Origin of the sequence: Pantoea sp. AG1095 (assembly GCF_003208415.1) — a bacterium.
Taxonomy (GTDB): Bacteria; Pseudomonadota; Gammaproteobacteria; order Enterobacterales; family Enterobacteriaceae; genus Pantoea; species Pantoea leporis.
Map to the genome: position 1 here is coordinate 998,476 of NZ_QKMJ01000001.1, position 19,656 is coordinate 1,018,131.

The window sequence follows — 19,656 nt, forward strand, 5'->3', positions numbered from 1 at the left end:
CTACTTATTTCTACTCAGGGCGGTGAATCACATCACCGCCCTGCTTTTTTACAGCGCGCGCAGAATGCCTTCCACGCTCGCTTTTGCATCGCCAAACAGCATCTGCGTATTGTCTTTAAAGAACAGCGGATTCTGGACACCCGCATATCCGGTGCTCATCGAGCGTTTAAACACAATCACGTTCTGCGCTTTCCACACTTCCAGCACCGGCATGCCAGCGATTGGACTGCGCGGATCTTCCAGTGCGGCTGGGTTAACGGTGTCATTCGCGCCAATCACCAAAACGGTATCGGTATCGCTGAAGTCATCGTTAATCTCGTCCATTTCCAGCACCACATCGTAAGGCACTTTCGCTTCCGCCAGCAGTACGTTCATGTGACCCGGCAAACGACCGGCAACCGGATGAATACCAAAGCGAACTTTGATACCGCGCGCGCGCAGCTTTTCGGTAATCTCCGCTACCGGATACTGCGCCTGCGCCACCGCCATGCCATAACCCGGCGTGATCACTACAGAAGAAGAGGCTTTCAGCATTTCTGCCGTCTCTTCCGCCGTAATTTCACGGTGCTCGCCCACTTCATCGCTTTCGCCGCCCACGCTTACGTCGGTACCAAAACCACCGGCGATCACGCTAATAAAGGAGCGGTTCATCGCTTTACACATGATGTAAGAGAGGATGGCACCGGAAGAACCGACCAGCGCACCGGTAACGATCAGCAAATCATTGCTCAGCATGAAGCCTGCCGCCGCCGCCGCCCAACCGGAGTAAGAGTTCAGCATTGAGACCACAACCGGCATATCCGCGCCACCAATTGACGCCACCAGATGCCAGCCAAACACCAGCGCAATGACGGTCATCAGCAGCAGCGCAAACACCTGCGCACCGGTGCTATCAGTTTGTACGAACCACAGCATCAGCAGGAAGGAAACCACCAACGCCGCGAGGTTCATTTTATGACGATGTGGCAGCATCAGCGCTGATGAGGAGATCTTGCCGCGCAGTTTGCCAAACGCCACCAGTGAACCAGTAAAGGTCACCGCACCGATGAAGATGCCGAGGAACACTTCGGTCAGATGGATATTTTCCATCACCGGCGCGAGGCCTGGCGCGTGATCGATATAGCTGTTGAAGCCCACCAACACCGCCGCCAAACCCACGAAGCTGTGCAGAATGGCAACCAGTTCCGGCATTTCGGTCATTTCGACTTTTTTCGCCAGACGCAAACCAATTGCACCGCCGATCACCATCGCCAGCAGAATCCAGGCAACGTTCCCGGTGTTCGGGCCAAATATGGTGGCGAGCAGCGCAATCGCCATGCCGCTCATACCAAAAATATTACCCTGCTTTGAGGTCTCGTGTTTCGAGAGACCGGCAAGGCTGCAAATAAACAGAATCGCGGCAACAATATATGCTGCAGTAACTAATCCGCCAGACATGTTGCTACCCCTTAATTCTTACGAAACATTTTCAGCATGCGCTGGGTGACGGTGAAACCACCGAAGATATTGATGCTGGCGATCAGTACGGCGATAAACGACAGAATCGTGACCCAACCGCCGTGGCCCATCTGCAGCACCGCACCCACCACAATAATGCCGGAAATGGCGTTGGTGACGGCCATCAAAGGCGTGTGCAATGCGTGACTCACGTTCCACACTACGTAATAGCCGACCACGCAAGAGAGCGCGAACACGGTGAAGTGTGACAGGAAGTCCGGCGGCGCGACGTTGGCCAGGCAGGCAAACAGCACCACCGCCAGCGCCAGCAGCAGATACTTGCGCCATGGTGAAACCGGTTTGGCTTCGGCCTTCGGCAGCGGCTGTGCGGCGGGTTGCGCTTTCGGCGCGGCGGAAACCTGAATCGGCGGCGCTGGCCATGTCACTTCGCCATCACGAATCACCGTCACCCCGCGCACCACCACGTCGTCGAAATCAACGGTAATTTCGCCGTTTTTCTCTTTGCACAGCAGTTTCAGAAGGTTGACAAGGTTGGTGCCGTAAAGCTGTGAGGATTGGGTTGGCAGGCGGCTTGGCAAATCGGTGTAACCAATAATCTTCACGCCGTTAGGGGTTAAGGTCACCTGATCGGCCACCGTCAATTCGCAGTTACCGCCAGTTTGCGCAGCCAGATCGACGATTACGCTGCCTGGTTTCATGCTGGCAACCATCTCGGCAGTAATCAGCTTCGGGGCCGGACGGCCAGGAATCAACGCGGTGGTGACGATAATGTCCACTTCTTTCGCCTGCGCGGCAAACAGCTCCATCTCTGCCTTAATAAAGGCTTCAGACATCACTTTGGCATAACCATCGCCGCTGCCCGCTTCCTCTTCAAAGTCCAGCTCAAGGAACTCGGCGCCCATACTCTGTACCTGCTCTTTCACTTCCGGACGCGTATCGAACGCACGCACGATGGCACCCAAACTGCCTGCCGCACCGATGGCCGCTAATCCCGCGACGCCCGCACCGATCACCATCACTTTGGCTGGCGGCACTTTACCGGCAGCGGTGATTTGACCGGTGAAGAAGCGGCCGAATTCATGAGCGGCTTCAACGATGGCGCGATAACCCGCGATGTTCGCCATTGAGCTCAACGCATCCAGCGCCTGCGCACGAGAAATACGCGGCACCGAATCCATCGCCATCACGGTGACGTTGCGTGCTGCCAGCTTTTCTAACAGCGCGGGATTCTGCGCAGGCCAGATAAAGCTCACCAGCGTGCTACCGGCGCGCGTCAGTTCAATCTCCTGATCGTCCGGCGCATTCACTTTCAAAACGATGTCCGATTGCCACACATCGTGAGTGTTAGTAATAGTGGCGCCGACGGCGATAAAGCTTTCATCATCAAAGCTGGCGCGAAGTCCTGCGCTCTGTTCAACGGTGACGCTAAATCCCAGCTTGATCAGTTGCTCAACGGTCTTTGGCGTGGCGGCCACGCGCGACTCGTTGGCTAACCGTTCTTTGGGTATCCCAATTAACATACTGTTTCCTTTCAACAATTAAAGGATGAGGTTCTGAAAGTGGCAAAAAGCTCAAAAGCCGAAACAGTGTTTCAGCTTTTTATGAGCAAAATGCACAATGTAACAAAGTCTTTATAACCTACTGAAAATATGAAGAGTGATCCACAGCGATAACGCCCACTTATGACATTCACACAAATATTCAGACACAAAGATTGAATGCCATGTTTTGCCACTGCATTTGGTGTTTATTAAAAAATATTCTGCTGCGCAAAATCGTGTCATGTCGAATTAAGTGTTTTTAAAAAACTTTAATTAACAATGCGTTAACTATTATGGCATTAAGTGTTACCAGAATAAGTGGTTATCTGTGCAAAAAAGAGCCGTAACAGAAGTCAATGACAGGTCGATGAATAAACGGCAGAGATTGTCAATGTTATGCGCTTAAATTGGCTGAGACAGGCCGATTATTACATGCAATAATCAACGGCTAATCTGTTATACATCAAGAGTCCAGCACGTTTTCGTACTCATTTTGCGTAAGGCGAAGGATCATTTTTATGAAGCTGAAGAACACCATTCTGGCGTCAACCTTGTTATCACTGCTGGCAGCGAATGCGTTTGCTGCTAGAGAGTTAACGCCAGAGCAAGCGGCCGCGTTGAAACCATTCGAACGTATTAATATCAGCGGCCGTTTCAATGCGATTGGCGATGCAACTGATGCCATCTCCAAACAAGCCGATGCCAAAGGCGCTGACTCTTTCTATGTTCAGGGTATTAATGATAGCAACGGCAACGGCGGTAACTGGCGCGTAACGGCTGATTTGTATAAAGCTAACGCACCGAAAGCGGATGACTCCACTAAATATCGCACCTTCTTAGGCGTGAAAGAGCTGCCGAAAGCAGAAGCTTATCGCCTTGAGCCGTATGACACCGTATCGGTAAATGGCTTCTTCTCCAGCCAGCCAGATGTTAATGAAGCGATTGCCAAGGCAGCCAAAAATAAAGGTGCGGCATCGTTCTTTATCGTGCGTCAGGTTGATGCTAACAACGGCGGCAACCAGTACGTGACCGCGTATGTTTACAAGGCTGATGCGCCAGAACGTAAAGTACAGAACACCTCTGATTCAATCCCAGCAGATTCTGAAGCCGGTAAAGCAGCATTGGCCGCAGGTGGCACCGCCGCCACTAAAGTGGCCATTCCTGGCGTGGCCTCTTCGGATACCCCAAGCCGCAACGTTGGTCGTTTCTTCGAAACGCAAAGCTCAACCGGCCAACGTTACACGGTGAAAACTGCCGATGGCCGTAGCGTGCAGGAAGTGAATGCGATTACTGCTGCGCAGATGCAGCCGTTTGACACCATCACCTTCTCCGATCACTTTGGTACCCCAACCGAAATCTCGGAAGCGGTTGGCAAACGCGCAGTGGAAAAAGGCGCTAAGTACTACCACATCACGCGTCAATGGCAGAACCAGAGCGGCGGCAACCTGACCGTCACCGCCGATCTGTTCAAGTAATAGCGATTAAGGGCGGCGTCCGCCGCCCTTTTCAAAATCTCCTTCATACTAACTGCATAATCTGTGCGCAGATTTGCATAGTCTTGCATTGCCTTCCCCGTTTGCACTCCGTAAAATCTGCCGCCTGTTTTTAGGGGATTCCGTTTCAAAGTTGGCTCATTGCCACGCGACACTCCAGCGGAATCGTCACCACCCAGCATACTCTGCTGTTTAGGATGGGCGTTTTGGATAAAAAATTAGGTCTTAGTGCGCTCACCGCGTTGGTACTCAGCTCTATGCTGGGCGCTGGCGTGTTCAGCCTGCCGCAAAATATGGCAGCGGTTGCCGGCCCGGCGGCGCTGCTGATCGGCTGGCTCATCACCGGCGTTGGCATCATCTTCCTGTCGCTCGCCATGCTGTTGCTGACGCGGCTGAAACCAGAGTTGGATGGCGGCATCTTTACCTATGCGCGCGCCGGATTTGGCGAGCTGATGGGCTTCTGCTCGGCGTGGGGATATTGGCTGTGTGCGGTTATTGCCAACGTCTCTTATCTGGTGATTGTCTTCTCGGCGCTGAGTTTCTTTACCGACACGCCGGATCGCGTGGTGTTTGGTGATGGCAATACGTGGCAGGCGATGCTCGGCGCGTCGGTGCTGCTGTGGCTGGTGCATTGTCTGGTGCTGCGCGGCGTGCAAACTGCGGCCAGCATTAATCTGCTGGCGACCCTGGGAAAACTGGTGCCGCTGTTGCTGTTTGTGGTGCTGGCGCTGCTGGCATTCAACTACGATCGCTTCCGCTTTGATTTCAGCGGCGTGGAACTCGGTCAGCCGTTGTGGCAGCAGGTGAAGCAAACCATGCTGATCACCTTGTGGGTATTTATTGGTGTGGAAGGCGCGGTGGTGGTTTCTGCGCGTGCGCGTAATAAACAGGATGTCGGACGCGCCACGCTGATGGCGGTGCTGGCCGCGCTGCTGGTCTACTTGCTGGTTACGCTGCTGTCGTTAGGCGTGATTCCGCGTGCCGAGCTGGCGCAGATGCGCAACCCTTCTATGGCGGGTTTGATGAAGCATTTGCTCGGTCATTGGGGCGATGCGGTGATTGCGGTCGGATTGATTATTTCGGTGTGCGGCGCTTATCTGAGCTGGACGATTATGGCCGCTGAAGTGCCGTTCCTCGCCGCACAACAAGGTGCCTTCCCGCGCAGCATCGCGCGTCAGAACCGCCACAACTCCCCTTCGGCGTCGTTATGGCTGACCAACGGCAGCGTACAGGTTTGCCTGATTTTGATCGCCTTAACCGGTGCGGATTACAACACGCTGCTGACCATCGCTTCAGAAATGATTTTGGTGCCCTATCTGCTGGTGGGTCTGTATCTGATTAAGGTAGTACGCGGGCAGAACAAACCCTGGGCGATGTTTACCGGCGTCGGTGCCAGCGTCTATGGCATTTGGCTGCTGTATGCATCGGGTCCTTTGCATTTGCTGCTTTCAGTCGTGCTCTATGCGCCCGGATTGCTGCTGTTTCTGTACGCACGACGCGGCGGCCGTGGCGACAAAATGTTGTCACAGCTGGAGCGCATCGCGATTGTGTTGTTGATTGCGGCGTCACTGCCCGCGTTGTGGCAGCTAACGAATTAGTGCGGCTGGAGGGGAATGGAAACGCACAGCAGGTCATCCTGCTGTGTCAGATTGAGCGGCTTACGGTATTCCTGATGAATAGCGTCAAGCTGCTCGGTTGACAGCGGATACGGCAGCTGAATATCAAAGCGGCTGATGTGTTGTTGTTCGGCCAGGGTGATCAAACGCGCGATATTAATCTCGTCGCTCACCTGTGTTGAAATGATTTGTAATGCTAATTCTTTCAGATGATCGTCGCTGGCCTGAAGGTTGTGCGCCGATTTACGCGTCACCATGCCAAAAATAGGCATCACGCCATAAATGGCATCAACAAAACTCCAGCGTTTTTTGCAGGAAGCGGAGAGAAAATCACTGTAATTGAAGCAGATGCGATCACTGTATCCGGCTGAAGCCAGCTCTTTATCAGACACTCTCGCACTCCTCCTGTTTTTCGTTACGGTTCCGAACCTTGCGCGACAACGCGCCGCTAATGATGGCACATTTCACGGTATACATACCAGTCACGCAGGGATATTTCGTGCGATAGCGTAGAGCTCAGGACCAGGAAAAGCTATGCTGCTGAGATTCTCATCCGTCACAGTGAATTATGAACAAAATCGTCTATGTGGAAGATGAGCCAGAAGTAGGCGAACTGATCGCCGCTTATCTTGGCCGCCACGATATTGAAGTTATTGTTGAAACGCGCGGTGACCGCGCCGAAGCCACCATCGCCCTGCACGATCCCGATTTAGTGATGCTGGATATCATGTTACCCGGCAAAGATGGCATGACACTGTGCCGCGATCTACGTGCCAGCTGGCAAGGTCCGATTGTGCTGCTCACCTCGCTCGATAGCGACATGAACCACATTCTGTCGCTGGAGATGGGCGCTAACGATTACATCCTCAAAACCACGCCGCCGGCGGTGTTGCTGGCGCGCCTACGTTTGCATCTGCGTCAGGCGCATGCCGGTCAGCCGGAAGTGACGCCCGCTCTACAAAGCTCACAACGCGTGCTGCGTTTTGGTTCCCTGACCATCGACTCGCTCAATCGCCAGGTGACGCTGTTTGAGGAGAATATTGTGCTATCCACCGCCGATTTCGATCTGCTGTGGGAACTGGCGAATCACGCCGGACAGATCCTCAATCGCGATGCGCTGCTGAAAACCCTGCGCGGCGTGACCTACGATGGCATGGATCGCAGCATCGACGTGGCAATTTCTCGCTTACGCAAAAAACTCTACGATAGCGCCACCGAGCCATTCCGCATCAAAACCATCCGTAACAAAGGCTATCTGTTCGCGCCGCAGGCCTGGGATACCCGTTCCGCATGAGAAAGCTCTTTATTCAGTTCTATTTGCTGCTGTTCGTCTGTTTTCTGGTGATGACGCTGCTGGTTGGGCTGGTATACAAATTCACCGCCGAACGCGCCGGACGCCAGTCGATGAACGACTTGATGGCCAGCTCGCTTTTTTTGATGCGCAGCGAACTGCGCGAGATCCCACCGCGCGACTGGAGCAAAACCATTCGCAGCCTCGATCTTGACCTGTCGTTTGATCTGAATATTGAACCGATGAGCAAATATCAGCTGGGTGATGCAGACATGAAGCGCCTGCGCGCCGGGGAAATCGTGGCGATTGACGATCAGTACACCTTCTTACAGCATATTCCGCGCAGCCACTATGTGCTTTCCGTTGGCCCGATTCCGTATCTTTTCTATCTGCATCAGATGCGCATTCTGGATATCGCGCTGCTGGCATTTATCGGGATGTCGCTGGCGCTGCCGGTGTTTATCTGGCTGCGTCCGCACTGGCAAGAGATGCAGCGGCTAGAGAAAGCCGCGCAGCGTTTTGGCCGGGGCGAACTCGACGTGCGCACCCATTTTGAAAGCACCTCCAGCCTGCACAGTCTTGGCGTGGCGTTTAATCAGATGGCGGAGAACATCAACACGCTGGTTGCCAGTAAGAAACAGCTGATTGACGGCATCGCACACGAGTTGCGTACGCCGCTGGTACGACTGCGCTACCGGCTGGAGATGAGCGATAACCTCACCGCCACGGAATCCGCCGCGCTGAACCGCGATGTGGGCCAGCTGGAGAGTTTGATTGAGGAGTTGCTGACGTATGCGCGCCTCGATCGTCCGCGCGTTGATCTTCATCTGCAATCCTTCGATCTGGCGCAATGGCTGCGTGCACATATTGAAGACGTGCAAACCATGAATCCGCAGACGCAGATTGCGCTGGATATCCCGCAGCTGGAGAACGTCGGCAGCGCTGATACGCGCCTTATGGAGCGTGTGCTGGATAATCTGGTGAATAACGCCCTGCGCTATGCGCAACAGCGCCTGCGCGTCAGCTTATGGTTTGATGGCGCGCTGGGCTGTTTGCAGGTGGAAGACGACGGTCCGGGCATTCCACAGGAAGAGCGCGCCCGCGTGTTCGAACCTTTTGTACGCCTCGATCCGAGCCGCGATCGCGCCACCGGCGGTTGTGGTTTGGGTCTGGCGATCGTGCACTCCATTGCGCTGGCCATGCAGGGAAAAGTGTCGATTGAGAGCAGCCCGCTTGGCGGCGCCAGCGTTCGCTTTTGCTGGCCGGTTGATCTACCCTTGCGGGACATTGCGCCACGCTTACCGTCATAAGGAGCTTTTTACGTGACTTCCGCTTATCAAGAACTTAGCCGCACTTTTCAGCGTCTCTCCCGCTTTGGCCATTTAGGCGCCATTGCCGGTGTCGATATGCAAACCACTATGCCGCCGGGCGGCAGCCAGGCGCGCGGTGAAGCGATGGCCGAACTGAGCGTGTTCATGCACGAAGTGCTGACCGATAAACGCCTCGGCGGGCTGTTTGATGCCGCGCAGCAGGAATCATTGAATGATGTCGAGCAGGTTAACCTGAGCGAGATGCAGCGCGCCTGGCAGCAAGCGACGCTGCTGCCCGCCTCACTGGTGGAAGCCAAGTCGCTGGCCGGTTCGCGCTGTGAACACGCCTGGCGTCAGCAGCGTCCGGCGAACGACTGGCAAAGTTTCTCCGCCAATCTGAAAGAAGTGGTCAAGCTGAGTCGTCAAGAGGCGCAGCTGCGTGCCGATGCACTCGGCGTATCGCGCTACGACGCGCTGCTGGATGTGTTTGAGCCTGGCATGACCAGCGCGCAGCTGGATCAAACCTTTAGCGATCTGAAAAGCTGGTTGCCCGACCTGCTACAAAGAGCAGTGGCGAAGCAGCAGCAAACCCCGATCGCGCAGCCGGTGGGTCCGTTCGCTATCGAATCGCAGAAACAGCTCGGCCTGAGCGTGATGAAAACGCTGGGCTTCGATTTCAATCACGGTCGTTTAGATGTGAGTGCGCATCCGTTCTGCGGCGGCGTGCCGGAAGATGTGCGCATTACCACGCGTTACAATGAGAACGACTTCCTCAGCGCCATGATGGGCGTAATTCATGAAACCGGCCATGCGCGTTACGAGCAGAATCTGCCAAAACAGTGGCGCGGTCAGCCGGTGGCGCAGGCGCGTTCTACCGCAATTCATGAGTCGCAAAGCCTGTTTATGGAGATGCAGCTGGGGCGCAGTAAAGCCTTCCTGCAGCACATTCATCCGCAGGTGGTGGCGCTGATGGGCGATCAGCCTGCGCTGACGTTAAACAACTTTATCCGTCAGGCGCAGCGCGTGAAGCCGGGCTTTATTCGTGTCGACGCTGATGAACTGAGTTATCCGGCGCACGTGATTTTACGTTACGAGATCGAGCGCGCGCTGATTGAGGGCGAGATTGAAGTTGAAGATATCCCGGCGCTGTGGGACGAGAAGATGCAGCAATCGTTGGGCATTGATACGCGCGGTAATTATCGCGATGGCTGCATGCAGGATATTCACTGGACCGACGGTGCGTTTGGCTATTTCCCAACCTACACCTTGGGTGCGATGTATGCAGCCCAGCTGTTCCAGGCGGTGAAGCGTGCCATTCCGCAGGTTGAGGCGCTGATCCAGCAAGGTGAGTTGCAGCCAGTGTTTGACTGGTTGCAGCAGAACATCTGGCAGCACGGCAGCCGTTTCCCAACGCAGCAGCTGCTGATCAATGCCACCGGCGAAGCGCTGAATCCGCACTATTTCCGTCAGCACCTTGAACAACGTTATCTCTCTGAGTAAACTGCGCGGCGGCCGATGCGGCCGCCCTTTTCTCTTCCTTTACGCCGCTTTGTACAATCCGTTACACGCCGATACCAATGCCTCACGGAAAGCCTGAATTGTTTTTCATATAGTGTTTTCACCGGCCCCGCAGTGGGCTACACATGAAAAAATAGTTCGAGGATTTTGCAATGAAAAAATTATTTGCACTGGTGATCGCCGCTGCTATGGGTATGTCTTCTGTTGCTTTCGCTGCTGAGACCACAGCTGCTCCAGCAACGCCAGCAACCACTGCAGCGCCAGCGAAACACAAAGCAGTACATCATAAGAAACCTGCTGCTCAGAAAGCGCAGGCTGCTAAGAAGCACAAAAAAGTAGAGAAGAAAGCGCCAGCTGCACAGAAAGCTCAGGCCGCTAAAAAGCATCATAAAAAAGCAACCAAGCCAGCTGCACAGAAAGCCCAGGCTGCGAAAAAGCACCACAAAAAAGCAACCAAGCCAGCTGCACAGAAAGCCCAGGCTGCTAAAAAGCACCACAAGGCAACCAAGCCAGCTGCGCAGAAAGCTCAGGCTGCTAAAAAGCACCACAAAGTAACTAAGCCAGCTGCGCAGAAAGCTCAGGCTGCTAAAAAGCACCACAAAGTGAAAAAAGCAGCTAAATAAGATCGCCTTTAGCGCCAACACCGTATTGATGATTGAAAACACCCGGTTATGCCGGGTGTTTATTTACTGGAGTAGCGAAAAATGGTGCGTCGCTATCGCTTCGAAATTATTCTGATTGTGATGATCCTCTGTGGCATAGTTGCAGCCAGCTTTTTTATCTAGTCGTTGTAGCGTGCTGATTACTCCAATATTTCTCCCTTTTTCACCGCTCACCGACTATAGTTATCGCTCAAGCGTGATGACAACAACTTCTACTTATTCTCGCCATTGAGAGAACTATGCGCCTGGCTATCCTGTTACTCGTTGGTCTTTTCAGTTTTACCCACACAGCACATGCCGATGATGAAGATGGGCCAAGCCCGGAAGACATCAAAACGTTGTTCTTTGGCAAAGATCATCGCCAGGCGATTAGCGACGTGAGCGCCGCGCCCTGGGATGCCATCGGTCAGTTAGAGACCGAAAGCGGTAACCTCTGCACTGCCACCTTGATTTCTGCCCATCTGGCGTTGACCGCCGGACACTGTTTATTGGCTCCGCCCGGCAAGTTTGATAAGCCGGTGGCGCTGCGTTTTATGGCCAGCGCGAAAGGTTGGCGCTACGAGATTCATGATATTGATGCGCGCGTTGAACCCTCTTTAGCGCGCCGGTTGCAGGCAGACGGCGAAGGCTGGATCGTGCCGCCGGGAGCCGCACCCTACGATTATGGACTGGTTATTTTGCATAACCCGCCCTCCGGTATTGTGCCGATTCCATTGTTTGAGGGTTCGCGTGGCGATTTAACCGCCGCGTTGAAAACCACGCAACGTAAAGTGACGCAAGCCGGATATCCGGCCGATCACCTGGATACGCTTTATTCGCACAGCGATTGTTTAGTGACCGGTTGGGCGCAGCGTGCAGTGTTGTCGCATCAGTGCGATACCTTGCCGGGCGACAGCGGTTCGCCGCTGCTGTTGAAGAGCGGTGATGAGTGGCAGTTGATTGCAGTACAGAGTTCAGCACCCGCGCCGGCCGATCGTTACCGTGCCGATAACCGCGCGATTGCGGTGCCGTCCTTTAAAGATAAGCTGGAAGAGTTAGCTCAGTAATTCGGCGCTCTCAGGCAAAAAGGCGGGGCCGCTACGTAACGTCGTCGTGGCCCATCCCTGGGGCCGCTGCCCCGCCTTGCCGTTTTCTTCGAGAATTGTGCGATGTTAAAACCGCGCTGTTTCGTAGCGGCGCGATTTATCGCGCCATCTAACAATTAACTCAACTGCTCCATCGCCTGCAGAATACGCTTATCCGAAATTGGATAAGGCGTGCCCAGCTGCTGGGCGAAATAGCTAATTCGCAGCTCTTCCAGCATCCAGCGAATCGCCTGCACGTCGGCATCATCCTGACGCTGGGGCGGCAATTTATTCCGCCACGTCTGCCAGGCTTGCTCCACCGCCTGCACTTTTAGCATACGCGCACGATCGCTGTGAGGATCGACCGGCAGCTTCTCGAGACGACGCTCAATACCTTGCAGATAGCGCAGCGTATCACCAAGACGCGACCAGCCATTACCGGTGACGAAACCGCGATACACCAGGCCATTCATTTGCGCTTTGATATCGCCTAACGCCAGCGCCAGCGACATATCCACGCGTCCTTTAAGGAACTTGTTGATATTGAACACGCAGGTCAGGATCTGTTCGACCTGTTTAGCGATGGTGACCACGGTTTCATTCAAATCAGCACGCACTTTGTCGCGCAGCTGTTCGAAGTTTTCCTGTTGCCACGCCGGGCCGCCCGCCTCCGCCATCAGCTTATCCACGCCGCAGGCGATGCAGTCATCGATCAGTTCCAGCACTTTGCCGTAGGGATTGAAGTACAAACCGAGTTTGGCTTTGTTCGGTAGCTTCTCGTGCAGATACTTGGTTGGCGACGGAATGTTGAGCAGCAGCAGGCGACGCTGACCGCGCCACATCATTTTCTGCTGTTCCACTTCGCTATCGAACAGGCGAATCGCCACGCTGTCCTTTTCATCCACCAGCGCCGGCCAGGCTTTGACCTGATAGCTGCCGCGCTTCTGCTCGTAGCTTTGCGGCAAATCGCCAAAGCTCCAGATGTGCAAACCGCTCTGTTCCAGGCCATCATCCGCCACTTTCGACAGCGTTTCCTGCACTTTGCCTTTCAGCAGCAGCCGCAGCTGATGCAGATTTTTGCCTTCCTGCAGCTTACGGTTGTGCTCGTCAACCACCCGGAAAGTCATTTTCAGGTGATCGGGCACCTGATCCCACTGCCAGGCTTCCCGGTCAATGGTGACGCCGGTCATGCGGCGGAATTCGCGTTCCAGCGCATCCAGCAACGGCAGTTCCATCGCCGTAACGCGGCCGAGAAACGCTTCGGCGTAGTTGGGCGCGGGTACCAGATTGCGGCGCACCGGCTTGGGAAGCGATTTGATCAGCGCGATAACCAGTTCGCGGCGCACGCCCGGAATTTGCCACTCAAAACCGGTCTCTTCGATTTGGTTCAGCAGCGGCAGCGGAATGTGCACCGTCACGCCATCGGCATCCGCGCCCGGTTCAAACTGATAGCTCAGTTTGAGTTTCAGGTTGCCTTGATGCCAGAAGTTGGGGTAATCGAGCTGGCTGACTTTGTCCGCGCCGTCTTTGATCAGCATTTGCTTATCAAAGCTCAGCAGATCCGGATTCTCTTTGCTGGCCTGCTTCCACCAGCTATCGAAATGGCGTGCAGACACCACGTCGCTGCCGATGCGGCGATCGTAGAAAGCGAACAGCGTTTCATCATCGACCAGAATGTCGCGTCGACGCGATTTGTGCTCCAGATCTTCAATTTCGTTGCGCAGTTTCAGGTTATTGCGGAAGAAGGCGTGACGCGTCTGCCAATCGCCCTCCACCAGCGCATGACGGATAAACAGCTCGCGGCTCAGTTGGGGATCGATGCGGCTGTAATTAACCTTACGCGCCTGCACAATTGCCAGGCCGTAAAGCGTCACTTTTTCCGTCGCCATCACCGCGCCCTGTGCTTTTTCCCAGTGCGGTTCGCTGTAACTGCGTTTAATCAGATGCTGCGCCAGCGGTTCGATCCATTCCGGATCGATACGTGCGGCAACGCGGCCCCATAAACGGCTGGTTTCCACCAGTTCCGCCACCATGGTCCACTTCGGCGACTTCTTAAACAGCCCGGAACCGGGGAAGATGGCGAAGCGCGCGTTGCGAGCGCCGGTAAACTCCTGCTTATCGTTATCTTTCTGACCAATATGCGACAGCAAACCGGTAAGCAAAGCGCAGTGCACTTCACGATACGGCGCAGGTTCGCTGTTCACCGGCATCCCCTGTTCCCGCACCACCTGACGCAGTTGCGTGTAGATATCCTGCCATTCACGCACGCGCAGATAGTTAAGGAACTCGGTTTTACACAAGCGGCGGAAGTGATTGCTGGAGAGCGCTTTTTGCTGCTCCTGCAGGTAATTCCACAAATTCACGAAGGCGAGGAAATCGGACTCTTTATCCTCAAAACGACGATGTTTTTCGTCAGATGCCTGCTTTTTATCCGAAGGACGCTCGCGCGGGTCCTGAATCGATAGCGCCGCGGTGATGATCATCGCTTCGCGTACGCAGCCAAATTTTTGCGCTTCCAGCACCATGCGCGCCATACGCGGATCGACTGGCAACTGCGCGAGCTGGCGGCCCGAAGGCGTCAGCTTGTAGGTTTCGTCTTCACTCAGCGTGATGGCACCCAGCTCTTCCAGCAGGCGCACGCCATCCTGAATATTGCGCTTGTCCGGTGCTTCGACAAATGGGAAGGCAGCAATATCGCCCAGTCCCAGCGCGGTCATCTGCAGAATCACCGAGGCGAGGTTAGTACGCAGAATTTCGGGATCGGTAAATTCCGGGCGGCTGAGGAAATCATCCTCGGAATAGAGGCGAATACAGATACCTTCCGAAACGCGGCCGCAGCGCCCTTTTCGCTGATTAGCGGAAGCCTGCGAAATCGGCTCAATCGGCAAGCGCTGCACTTTAGTGCGGAAACTGTAGCGGCTGATACGTGCGGTGCCAGGATCGATAACATATTTGATGCCAGGCACGGTCAGCGAGGTTTCCGCCACGTTGGTCGCCAGCACGATGCGGCGTCCGCTATGCGACTGGAACACGCGGTTTTGCTCGGCGTTCGACAGGCGCGCATACAGCGGCAGAATCTCGGTGTGCGCAATATCGCGCTTCATCAGCGCATCGGCAGTATCGCGGATTTCGCGCTCGCCGCTCATAAAGATCAGGATATCGCCGCGGCTCTCTTGTCCCAGCTCATCGACCGCATCAAAAATAGCCTGCAGCTGATCGCGATCGGTGTCGTCAGCCTCTTCCACCATTGGGCGATAACGCACTTCGACCGGATACGTCCGGCCGGACACTTCAATCACCGGCGCATTGTGGAAATGGCGTGAGAAACGCTGCGGATCGATGGTCGCTGACGTGATAATGACTTTTAAGTCGGGACGACGCGGCAACAGTTCGCGCAGATAGCCGAGCAGGAAATCGATGTTCAGACTGCGTTCGTGTGCTTCATCGATAATGATGGTGTCGTACTGCAGCAACAGGCGATCCTGCTGGATTTCTGCCAGCAGGATACCGTCGGTCATCAGCTTAACCTGGGTGGTTTCGCTCACCTGATCGTTAAAGCGCACCTTGTAACCGATGGTGCCGCCGAGCGAGGTTTCCAGCTCATCGGCAATGCGGTTGGCCACGGTGCGCGCCGCCAGACGACGCGGCTGAGTGTGACCAATCAGCCCTTTAACCCCGCGCCCCAACGCCAGGCAGATTTTCGGCAGCTGCGTGGTTTTACCCGATCCGGTTTCACCCGCGACGATCACTACCTGATGCTGACTGATCGCATCAGCAATGTCCTGCTGCTTCTGACTAACCGGCAGGTTGTCCGGGAAAGTGATGCGCGGTGTCGCCGCCGTGCGCTGCGCCAGGCGTTGCTCCGCCGCGACAAATTCCGGCTCCAGTTCAGCCACAATGCCCTGCTGCGCCGCAGGATTTTTCACCTTTGCAGCACCCAGCAGTCGACGTCGCAGACGTTGACTGTCGCGCAGCGTCAGATTATCGAGCCGCGGCCAAAGGGAGGCTAAAGGTGAAGAGTCGGATGATGACATAGCGATGCGTACCTGTTGTTGCAGCGGGCAGATGATTTCCCGGCGGATTCAAGCAATTAATGGTCGGCATCATAGCACAATTTGGAACACCTGCCTGAACGGGACGTGCGAGGTTATTCAATTATTTCGAACATTGATCTCGAAATATTGCGCTTTTACCTCGCGGGCTAACTCCGTACAGTGTAAAGCATTGAGCGGTAAGCCAACCGCGTAACGCACAGGAAAATACCATGAGCAAAGTTTTAGTTCTGAAATCAAGCATCCTCGCTGGTTACTCTCAGTCAAATCAACTGGCTGACTTCTACGCTGACGAAGCACGCGCTAAAGGTGACTCGGTTACCGTACGTGATTTAGCCGCGCAGCCGATTCCGGTGCTGGATGGTGAGCTGGTTGGCGCGCTGCGCCCATCCGATGCCCCACTGTCACCACGTCAGCAGGAAGCGCTGTCTCTCTCCGATGAGCTGATTGCTGAACTGCAAGCCCATGACACCGTGGTTATTGCCGCACCCATGTACAACTTCAACATTCCAACTCAGTTGAAAAATTACTTCGATCTGATTGCCCGCGCTGGCGTGACCTTCCGTTACACCGAAGCAGGCCCGGAAGGTCTGGTGACCGGCAAACGTGCGGTGATCCTCTCCAGCCGTGGCGGCATCCATAAAGATACGGCCAGCGATCTGCTAACGCCATACGTGAAGCTGTTCCTCGGCTTCATCGGTATCACTGACGTGGAGTTCGTGTTCGCGGAAGGCATCGCTTATGGTCCAGAAGTGGCGACCAAAGCGGCTAACGATGCAAAAGACGCCATCAAACAAATCGTTGCTGCGTAATCATTTTTTTCGCATGATCAATGCCCGTCAGGCTTAACCGGCGGGCATTTTTTTTGCTGTTATTTTTCAGCACAGCGAAAGGAGATGAAGTGACACAACACAATCAATATGGTCAGCCTATCGGTTTTGCGCTACCCGACTGGCAACCCGCAATCTTCCCGCCCGCTGCTATTCTCACTGGCCGCTTTTGCCATCTCACACCGCTTCAACTCAATCACGCGCCCGCCCTGTTTGCCGCCTTTTTGCTGGCACCCGACGATCGCGACTGGACCTGGCTTGGCGCATCGCAGCCGCAATCGTTAGCCGAGATGAACGATTGGATTGCTAACAAAATAGGTGACCGTGGATTGGTCAGTTATGCGGTGATCGATCAGGCTAATCAGCAAGCGGTTGGCGCGGTCTGTTTCGCCAATATCGACGTGCAGAACGGCGCGATTGAGATTGGCCATGTGACCTGGTCGCCGCTGATGCAGCGCAACGTATTGGGCTCTGAAGCGTTATATCTGCTGTTGCAGCAGGCCTTCGCGCTCGGTTATCGCCGCGTGGCTTGGCGTTGTGATTCCCTAAATCTGGCGTCCCGACGCGCAGCTGAACGTATCGGCTTTACCTTTGAAGGTCGTTTTCGTCAGGCCATGACGCGCAAACAGCGCAATCGCGATACCGATTGGTTATCGATCATTGATGGTGAATGGCCGCCGATTCAGCAGGCTTTAAGCCAATGGCTGGCGGTGGAGAATATGGATCAGCACGGACGCGAAAGGCAAAAGCTGCGCTGCTTTTTCTCCGCAGATTGACGTTGGCTATACTGACTCGCTGTTATCCACGCAATTGAAGAGGTACTCATGTCCAAGGTATTTATCATTGGCGGCGCAGGCAACATTGGCCGTCGTCTGGCATCACTGCTGGCCGCAAACGGGCACGTTGCGCGTCCGCTGTTTCGCAAAGCGGAACAAGAGCAGCCTTTGCGTGAACGGGGTGCAGAGCCGGTTAACGGCGATTTAACCGCGCTGGACGCAACATCGCTGGCCGCGTTGATGAAGGGCAGCGATGTGGTGGTCTTTACCGCCGGTGCCGGTGGCAAAGGCGGTGAAGAGATGACGAACGCCATTGATGGCAAAGGATTAACCACCGCGGTTGCTGCCGCGCAGCAGGCCGGCATCTCACGCTTTCTGCTGGTGTCGGCTTTCCCTGAAGCCGGCAGAAACAAAAACCTCTCCGCCAGCTTCGAAAACTACATGCGCGTGAAGAAAGCAGCAGATGTCGAGCTGGCGCAAAGCGATCTGGATTGGGTGATTTTACGCCCCGGCACGCTAACGGATGAGCAAGGCCAAGGCCGGGTGCGCGCTGGTTTGGCCATCCCGTATGGCGATATTCCTCGCGATGACGTGGCGGCGACGCTGGCTGAAATCATCGATCAACCGGCGGTCAGCCGGATGATCATTGAATTAACCGGCGGTGAAGTGCCGGTGCATGAAGCAGTTAAGCAACTGGCAACACGCTAGCGTCTTCAACCATCTGCTTCATCCAGCGAACGCAGATGGTCTTTTTTGTTTAGCGTCATCAGCGCCGGAATACTGATTGCAGCCGTGACCATGATGTACCAGGCGGGGATATCCAGATTCCCCGTTTGCTTAATCAGGGAGGTGATAATCAGTCCAGCACACCCCGAGAAAACTGCGTTAGAGAGTGAATAGGCCAGCCCCAGCCCGGTATAGCGGACGCGCGTGGGGAACATTTCAGCTAACATTGCCGGGCCCGGTCCTGCCAGCAATCCCACAATTCCACCCGCCACAAACACCACCAGCGCCTTGATCAACAGCGTTGAGGAATCGGCCTGCAACACTTTGAGTAACGGCAATGCCAGCACCAGCAACAAACATGCCGCGATAACCATCACGCTGCGGCGTCCGATTTTATCGCTAAGCATGCCCGCTGGAATGATGGTGGCGGCAAAGCCAAGATTGGAGATCACCGCAATCATTAGCGCCTGGTTAAAGCCGGTGTGCAGCGAAGATTGCAGATAGGTTGGCATGATCACCAGATAGGTATAGCCCGCCGCTGACCACACCATCACGCGGCTGATTGCCAGCAAGATAATCCTGAGCGTCGCGCCAAAACTGGCGCTGACCGCCATTGGCTGATGCGCTTTTTGCGTTTGCTGCTGACGCACGAAGCTGGGCGTTTCTTCCATGCTGTAGCGCAGCCACAGCGCCACCATCCCCATCGGCAAGGCGAGGAAGAAGGGAATGCGCCAGCCCCAACTGTGCATCTGATCCACACTCAACACCGCCGACAGCAACGCGACAATGCCAGCGCCCGCCAGCAGGCCCAACGCCACGGTGAATGATTGCCAGGCACCGTAACGTCCTCGCTGCCCTTTGGGGGCAAACTCTGTCATCAGTGACACCGCACCGCCGTATTCCCCCCCAGCAAACAAGCCCTGCAGAATACGCAGACCGGTAATGATCAGCGGCGCCGCCACGCCAATGCTGGCATAGGTGGGAATAATGCCGATCGCGGTCGTTACCAGCGTCATCATGATCAAGACAAAAATCAGCGTCGGCTTGCGCCCAATACGATCGCCCATGCGGCCAAAAAATATTGCGCCCAACGGACGGAAGAAAAAGGCGATGGCGAAGGAAGCGTAGGTCAAAATAATGCCGGTCAGCTCGGCTTCGCCTTGCAGGCGAAAGAAGTTCTGCGCGATCACCGTCGCGAGAAAGCCATAAACCGCAAACTCGTACCATTCAATGAAATTGCCCACTGAACCGGCGATTAAGGCGCGCTTCTGTGCATCCGTTGTCGTTTGAGGCATTGGCATTTTAAGCTCCCAAAAAGA

15 protein-coding genes are annotated in these 19,656 nt (G+C 55.0%); 10 read left to right on the forward strand and 5 right to left on the reverse strand.

Features of this window, described 5'->3' with window-relative positions; all coding sequences use genetic code 11:
• Window positions 1–48 precede the first annotated feature (48 nt).
• Complete coding sequence (pntB, locus tag DEU53_RS04780; protein ID WP_101764320.1) at window positions 49–1,437, reverse strand: Re/Si-specific NAD(P)(+) transhydrogenase subunit beta; 1,389 nt, start codon at window positions 1,435–1,437, stop codon at window positions 49–51.
• An 11-nt stretch (window positions 1,438–1,448) separates the two neighbouring features.
• Complete coding sequence (gene pntA / locus DEU53_RS04785) at window positions 1,449–2,978, reverse strand: Re/Si-specific NAD(P)(+) transhydrogenase subunit alpha (protein WP_101764319.1); 1,530 nt, start codon at window positions 2,976–2,978, stop codon at window positions 1,449–1,451.
• 539 nt (window positions 2,979–3,517) lie between these two features.
• Between pntA and ydgH the strand changes: the two genes are divergently transcribed.
• Together ydgH and DEU53_RS04795 are read left to right on the forward strand one after the other, a co-directional pair.
• Window positions 3,518–4,474 carry a DUF1471 family protein YdgH gene (gene ydgH / locus DEU53_RS04790; protein WP_110866214.1) on the forward strand — a complete coding sequence of 319 codons (957 nt, stop codon included), beginning with the start codon at window positions 3,518–3,520 and terminating at the stop codon, window positions 4,472–4,474.
• Between the two features lie 224 nt (window positions 4,475–4,698).
• Window positions 4,699–6,090, forward strand: a complete 1,392-nt coding sequence (locus DEU53_RS04795) for an amino acid permease (protein WP_110866449.1) — start codon at window positions 4,699–4,701, stop codon at window positions 6,088–6,090.
• Here the strand turns inward: DEU53_RS04795 and DEU53_RS04800 are convergent.
• A complete protein-coding gene (locus DEU53_RS04800) occupies window positions 6,087–6,500 on the reverse strand; it encodes a hypothetical protein (protein ID WP_110866215.1) in 414 nt (137 codons plus the stop codon). The genes DEU53_RS04795 and DEU53_RS04800 overlap by 4 nt on opposite strands.
• A gap of 176 nt (window positions 6,501–6,676) precedes the next feature.
• On the opposite strand from DEU53_RS04800, the gene rstA reads away from it, so the two are divergent.
• The 5 genes from rstA to DEU53_RS04825 all read left to right on the forward strand — a co-directional run bounded on the left by rstA (window position 6,677) and on the right by DEU53_RS04825 (window position 11,935).
• Entirely contained in the window at window positions 6,677–7,402 is a 726-nt protein-coding gene (rstA, locus tag DEU53_RS04805; protein ID WP_101764317.1) for a two-component system response regulator RstA, read from the forward strand.
• Complete coding sequence (gene rstB / locus DEU53_RS04810) at window positions 7,399–8,709, forward strand: two-component system sensor histidine kinase RstB (RefSeq protein WP_110866216.1); 1,311 nt, start codon at window positions 7,399–7,401, stop codon at window positions 8,707–8,709. The genes rstA and rstB overlap by 4 nt, the downstream gene beginning before the upstream one ends.
• A 12-nt stretch (window positions 8,710–8,721) precedes the next feature.
• A complete protein-coding gene (locus DEU53_RS04815; RefSeq protein WP_110866217.1) occupies window positions 8,722–10,209 on the forward strand; it encodes a carboxypeptidase M32 in 1,488 nt (495 codons plus the stop codon).
• 170 nt (window positions 10,210–10,379) lie between these two features.
• Window positions 10,380–10,850, forward strand: coding sequence for an acid resistance repetitive basic protein Asr (gene asr, locus DEU53_RS04820; protein WP_007888004.1), 471 nt, complete (start codon window positions 10,380–10,382; stop codon window positions 10,848–10,850).
• Between the two features lie 278 nt (window positions 10,851–11,128).
• The gene (locus DEU53_RS04825) at window positions 11,129–11,935 is read left to right on the forward strand and encodes a serine protease (RefSeq protein ID WP_110866218.1); all 807 of its coding nucleotides are present in this window, start codon (window positions 11,129–11,131) and stop codon (window positions 11,933–11,935) included.
• Window positions 11,936–12,090: 155 nt separating this feature from the next.
• Here the strand turns inward: DEU53_RS04825 and hrpA are convergent, their stop codons facing one another.
• Window positions 12,091–15,987: an ATP-dependent RNA helicase HrpA gene (gene hrpA / locus DEU53_RS04830; protein ID WP_110866219.1), complete on the reverse strand. Its 3,897-nt coding sequence runs from the start codon at window positions 15,985–15,987 to the stop codon at window positions 12,091–12,093.
• Window positions 15,988–16,217: 230 nt separating this feature from the next.
• On the opposite strand from hrpA, the gene DEU53_RS04835 reads away from it, so the two are divergent.
• From DEU53_RS04835 to DEU53_RS04845, 3 genes are all read left to right on the forward strand, one after another.
• Complete coding sequence (locus DEU53_RS04835; RefSeq protein WP_110866220.1) at window positions 16,218–16,817, forward strand: FMN-dependent NADH-azoreductase; 600 nt, start codon at window positions 16,218–16,220, stop codon at window positions 16,815–16,817.
• Between the two features lie 89 nt (window positions 16,818–16,906).
• Window positions 16,907–17,611, forward strand: a complete 705-nt coding sequence (locus DEU53_RS04840; protein ID WP_199559673.1) for a GNAT family N-acetyltransferase — start codon at window positions 16,907–16,909, stop codon at window positions 17,609–17,611.
• Between the two features lie 48 nt (window positions 17,612–17,659).
• Window positions 17,660–18,319 (forward strand): NAD(P)H-binding protein, encoded by a 660-nt coding sequence (locus DEU53_RS04845; RefSeq protein ID WP_110866222.1) that lies wholly within the window; start codon window positions 17,660–17,662, stop codon window positions 18,317–18,319.
• 5 nt (window positions 18,320–18,324) lie between these two features.
• Here the strand turns inward: DEU53_RS04845 and DEU53_RS04850 are convergent, their stop codons facing one another.
• Window positions 18,325–19,638 carry an MFS transporter gene (locus DEU53_RS04850; RefSeq protein WP_110866223.1) on the reverse strand — a complete coding sequence of 438 codons (1,314 nt, stop codon included), beginning with the start codon at window positions 19,636–19,638 and terminating at the stop codon, window positions 18,325–18,327.
• Between the last annotated feature and the right edge of the window lie 18 nt (window positions 19,639–19,656).

Excerpts from the sequence above, each read along its gene's own strand:
- pntB (WP_101764320.1), bottom strand. The coding sequence starts at position 1,437 with ATGTCTGGCGGATTAGTTACTGCAGCATATATTGTTGCCGCGATTCTG.
- pntA (WP_101764319.1), bottom strand. The coding sequence starts at position 2,978 with ATGTTAATTGGGATACCCAAAGAACGGTTAGCCAACGAGTCGCGCGTG.
- ydgH (WP_110866214.1), top strand. The coding sequence starts at position 3,518 with ATGAAGCTGAAGAACACCATTCTGGCGTCAACCTTGTTATCACTGCTG.
- rstA (WP_101764317.1), top strand. The coding sequence starts at position 6,677 with ATGAACAAAATCGTCTATGTGGAAGATGAGCCAGAAGTAGGCGAACTG.
- rstB (WP_110866216.1), top strand. The coding sequence starts at position 7,399 with ATGAGAAAGCTCTTTATTCAGTTCTATTTGCTGCTGTTCGTCTGTTTT.
- asr (WP_007888004.1), top strand. The coding sequence starts at position 10,380 with ATGAAAAAATTATTTGCACTGGTGATCGCCGCTGCTATGGGTATGTCT.
- DEU53_RS04825 (WP_110866218.1), top strand. The coding sequence starts at position 11,129 with ATGCGCCTGGCTATCCTGTTACTCGTTGGTCTTTTCAGTTTTACCCAC.
- hrpA (WP_110866219.1), bottom strand. The coding sequence starts at position 15,987 with ATGTCATCATCCGACTCTTCACCTTTAGCCTCCCTTTGGCCGCGGCTC.
- DEU53_RS04835 (WP_110866220.1), top strand. The coding sequence starts at position 16,218 with ATGAGCAAAGTTTTAGTTCTGAAATCAAGCATCCTCGCTGGTTACTCT.
- DEU53_RS04845 (WP_110866222.1), top strand. The coding sequence starts at position 17,660 with ATGTCCAAGGTATTTATCATTGGCGGCGCAGGCAACATTGGCCGTCGT.
- DEU53_RS04850 (WP_110866223.1), bottom strand. The coding sequence starts at position 19,638 with ATGCCAATGCCTCAAACGACAACGGATGCACAGAAGCGCGCCTTAATC.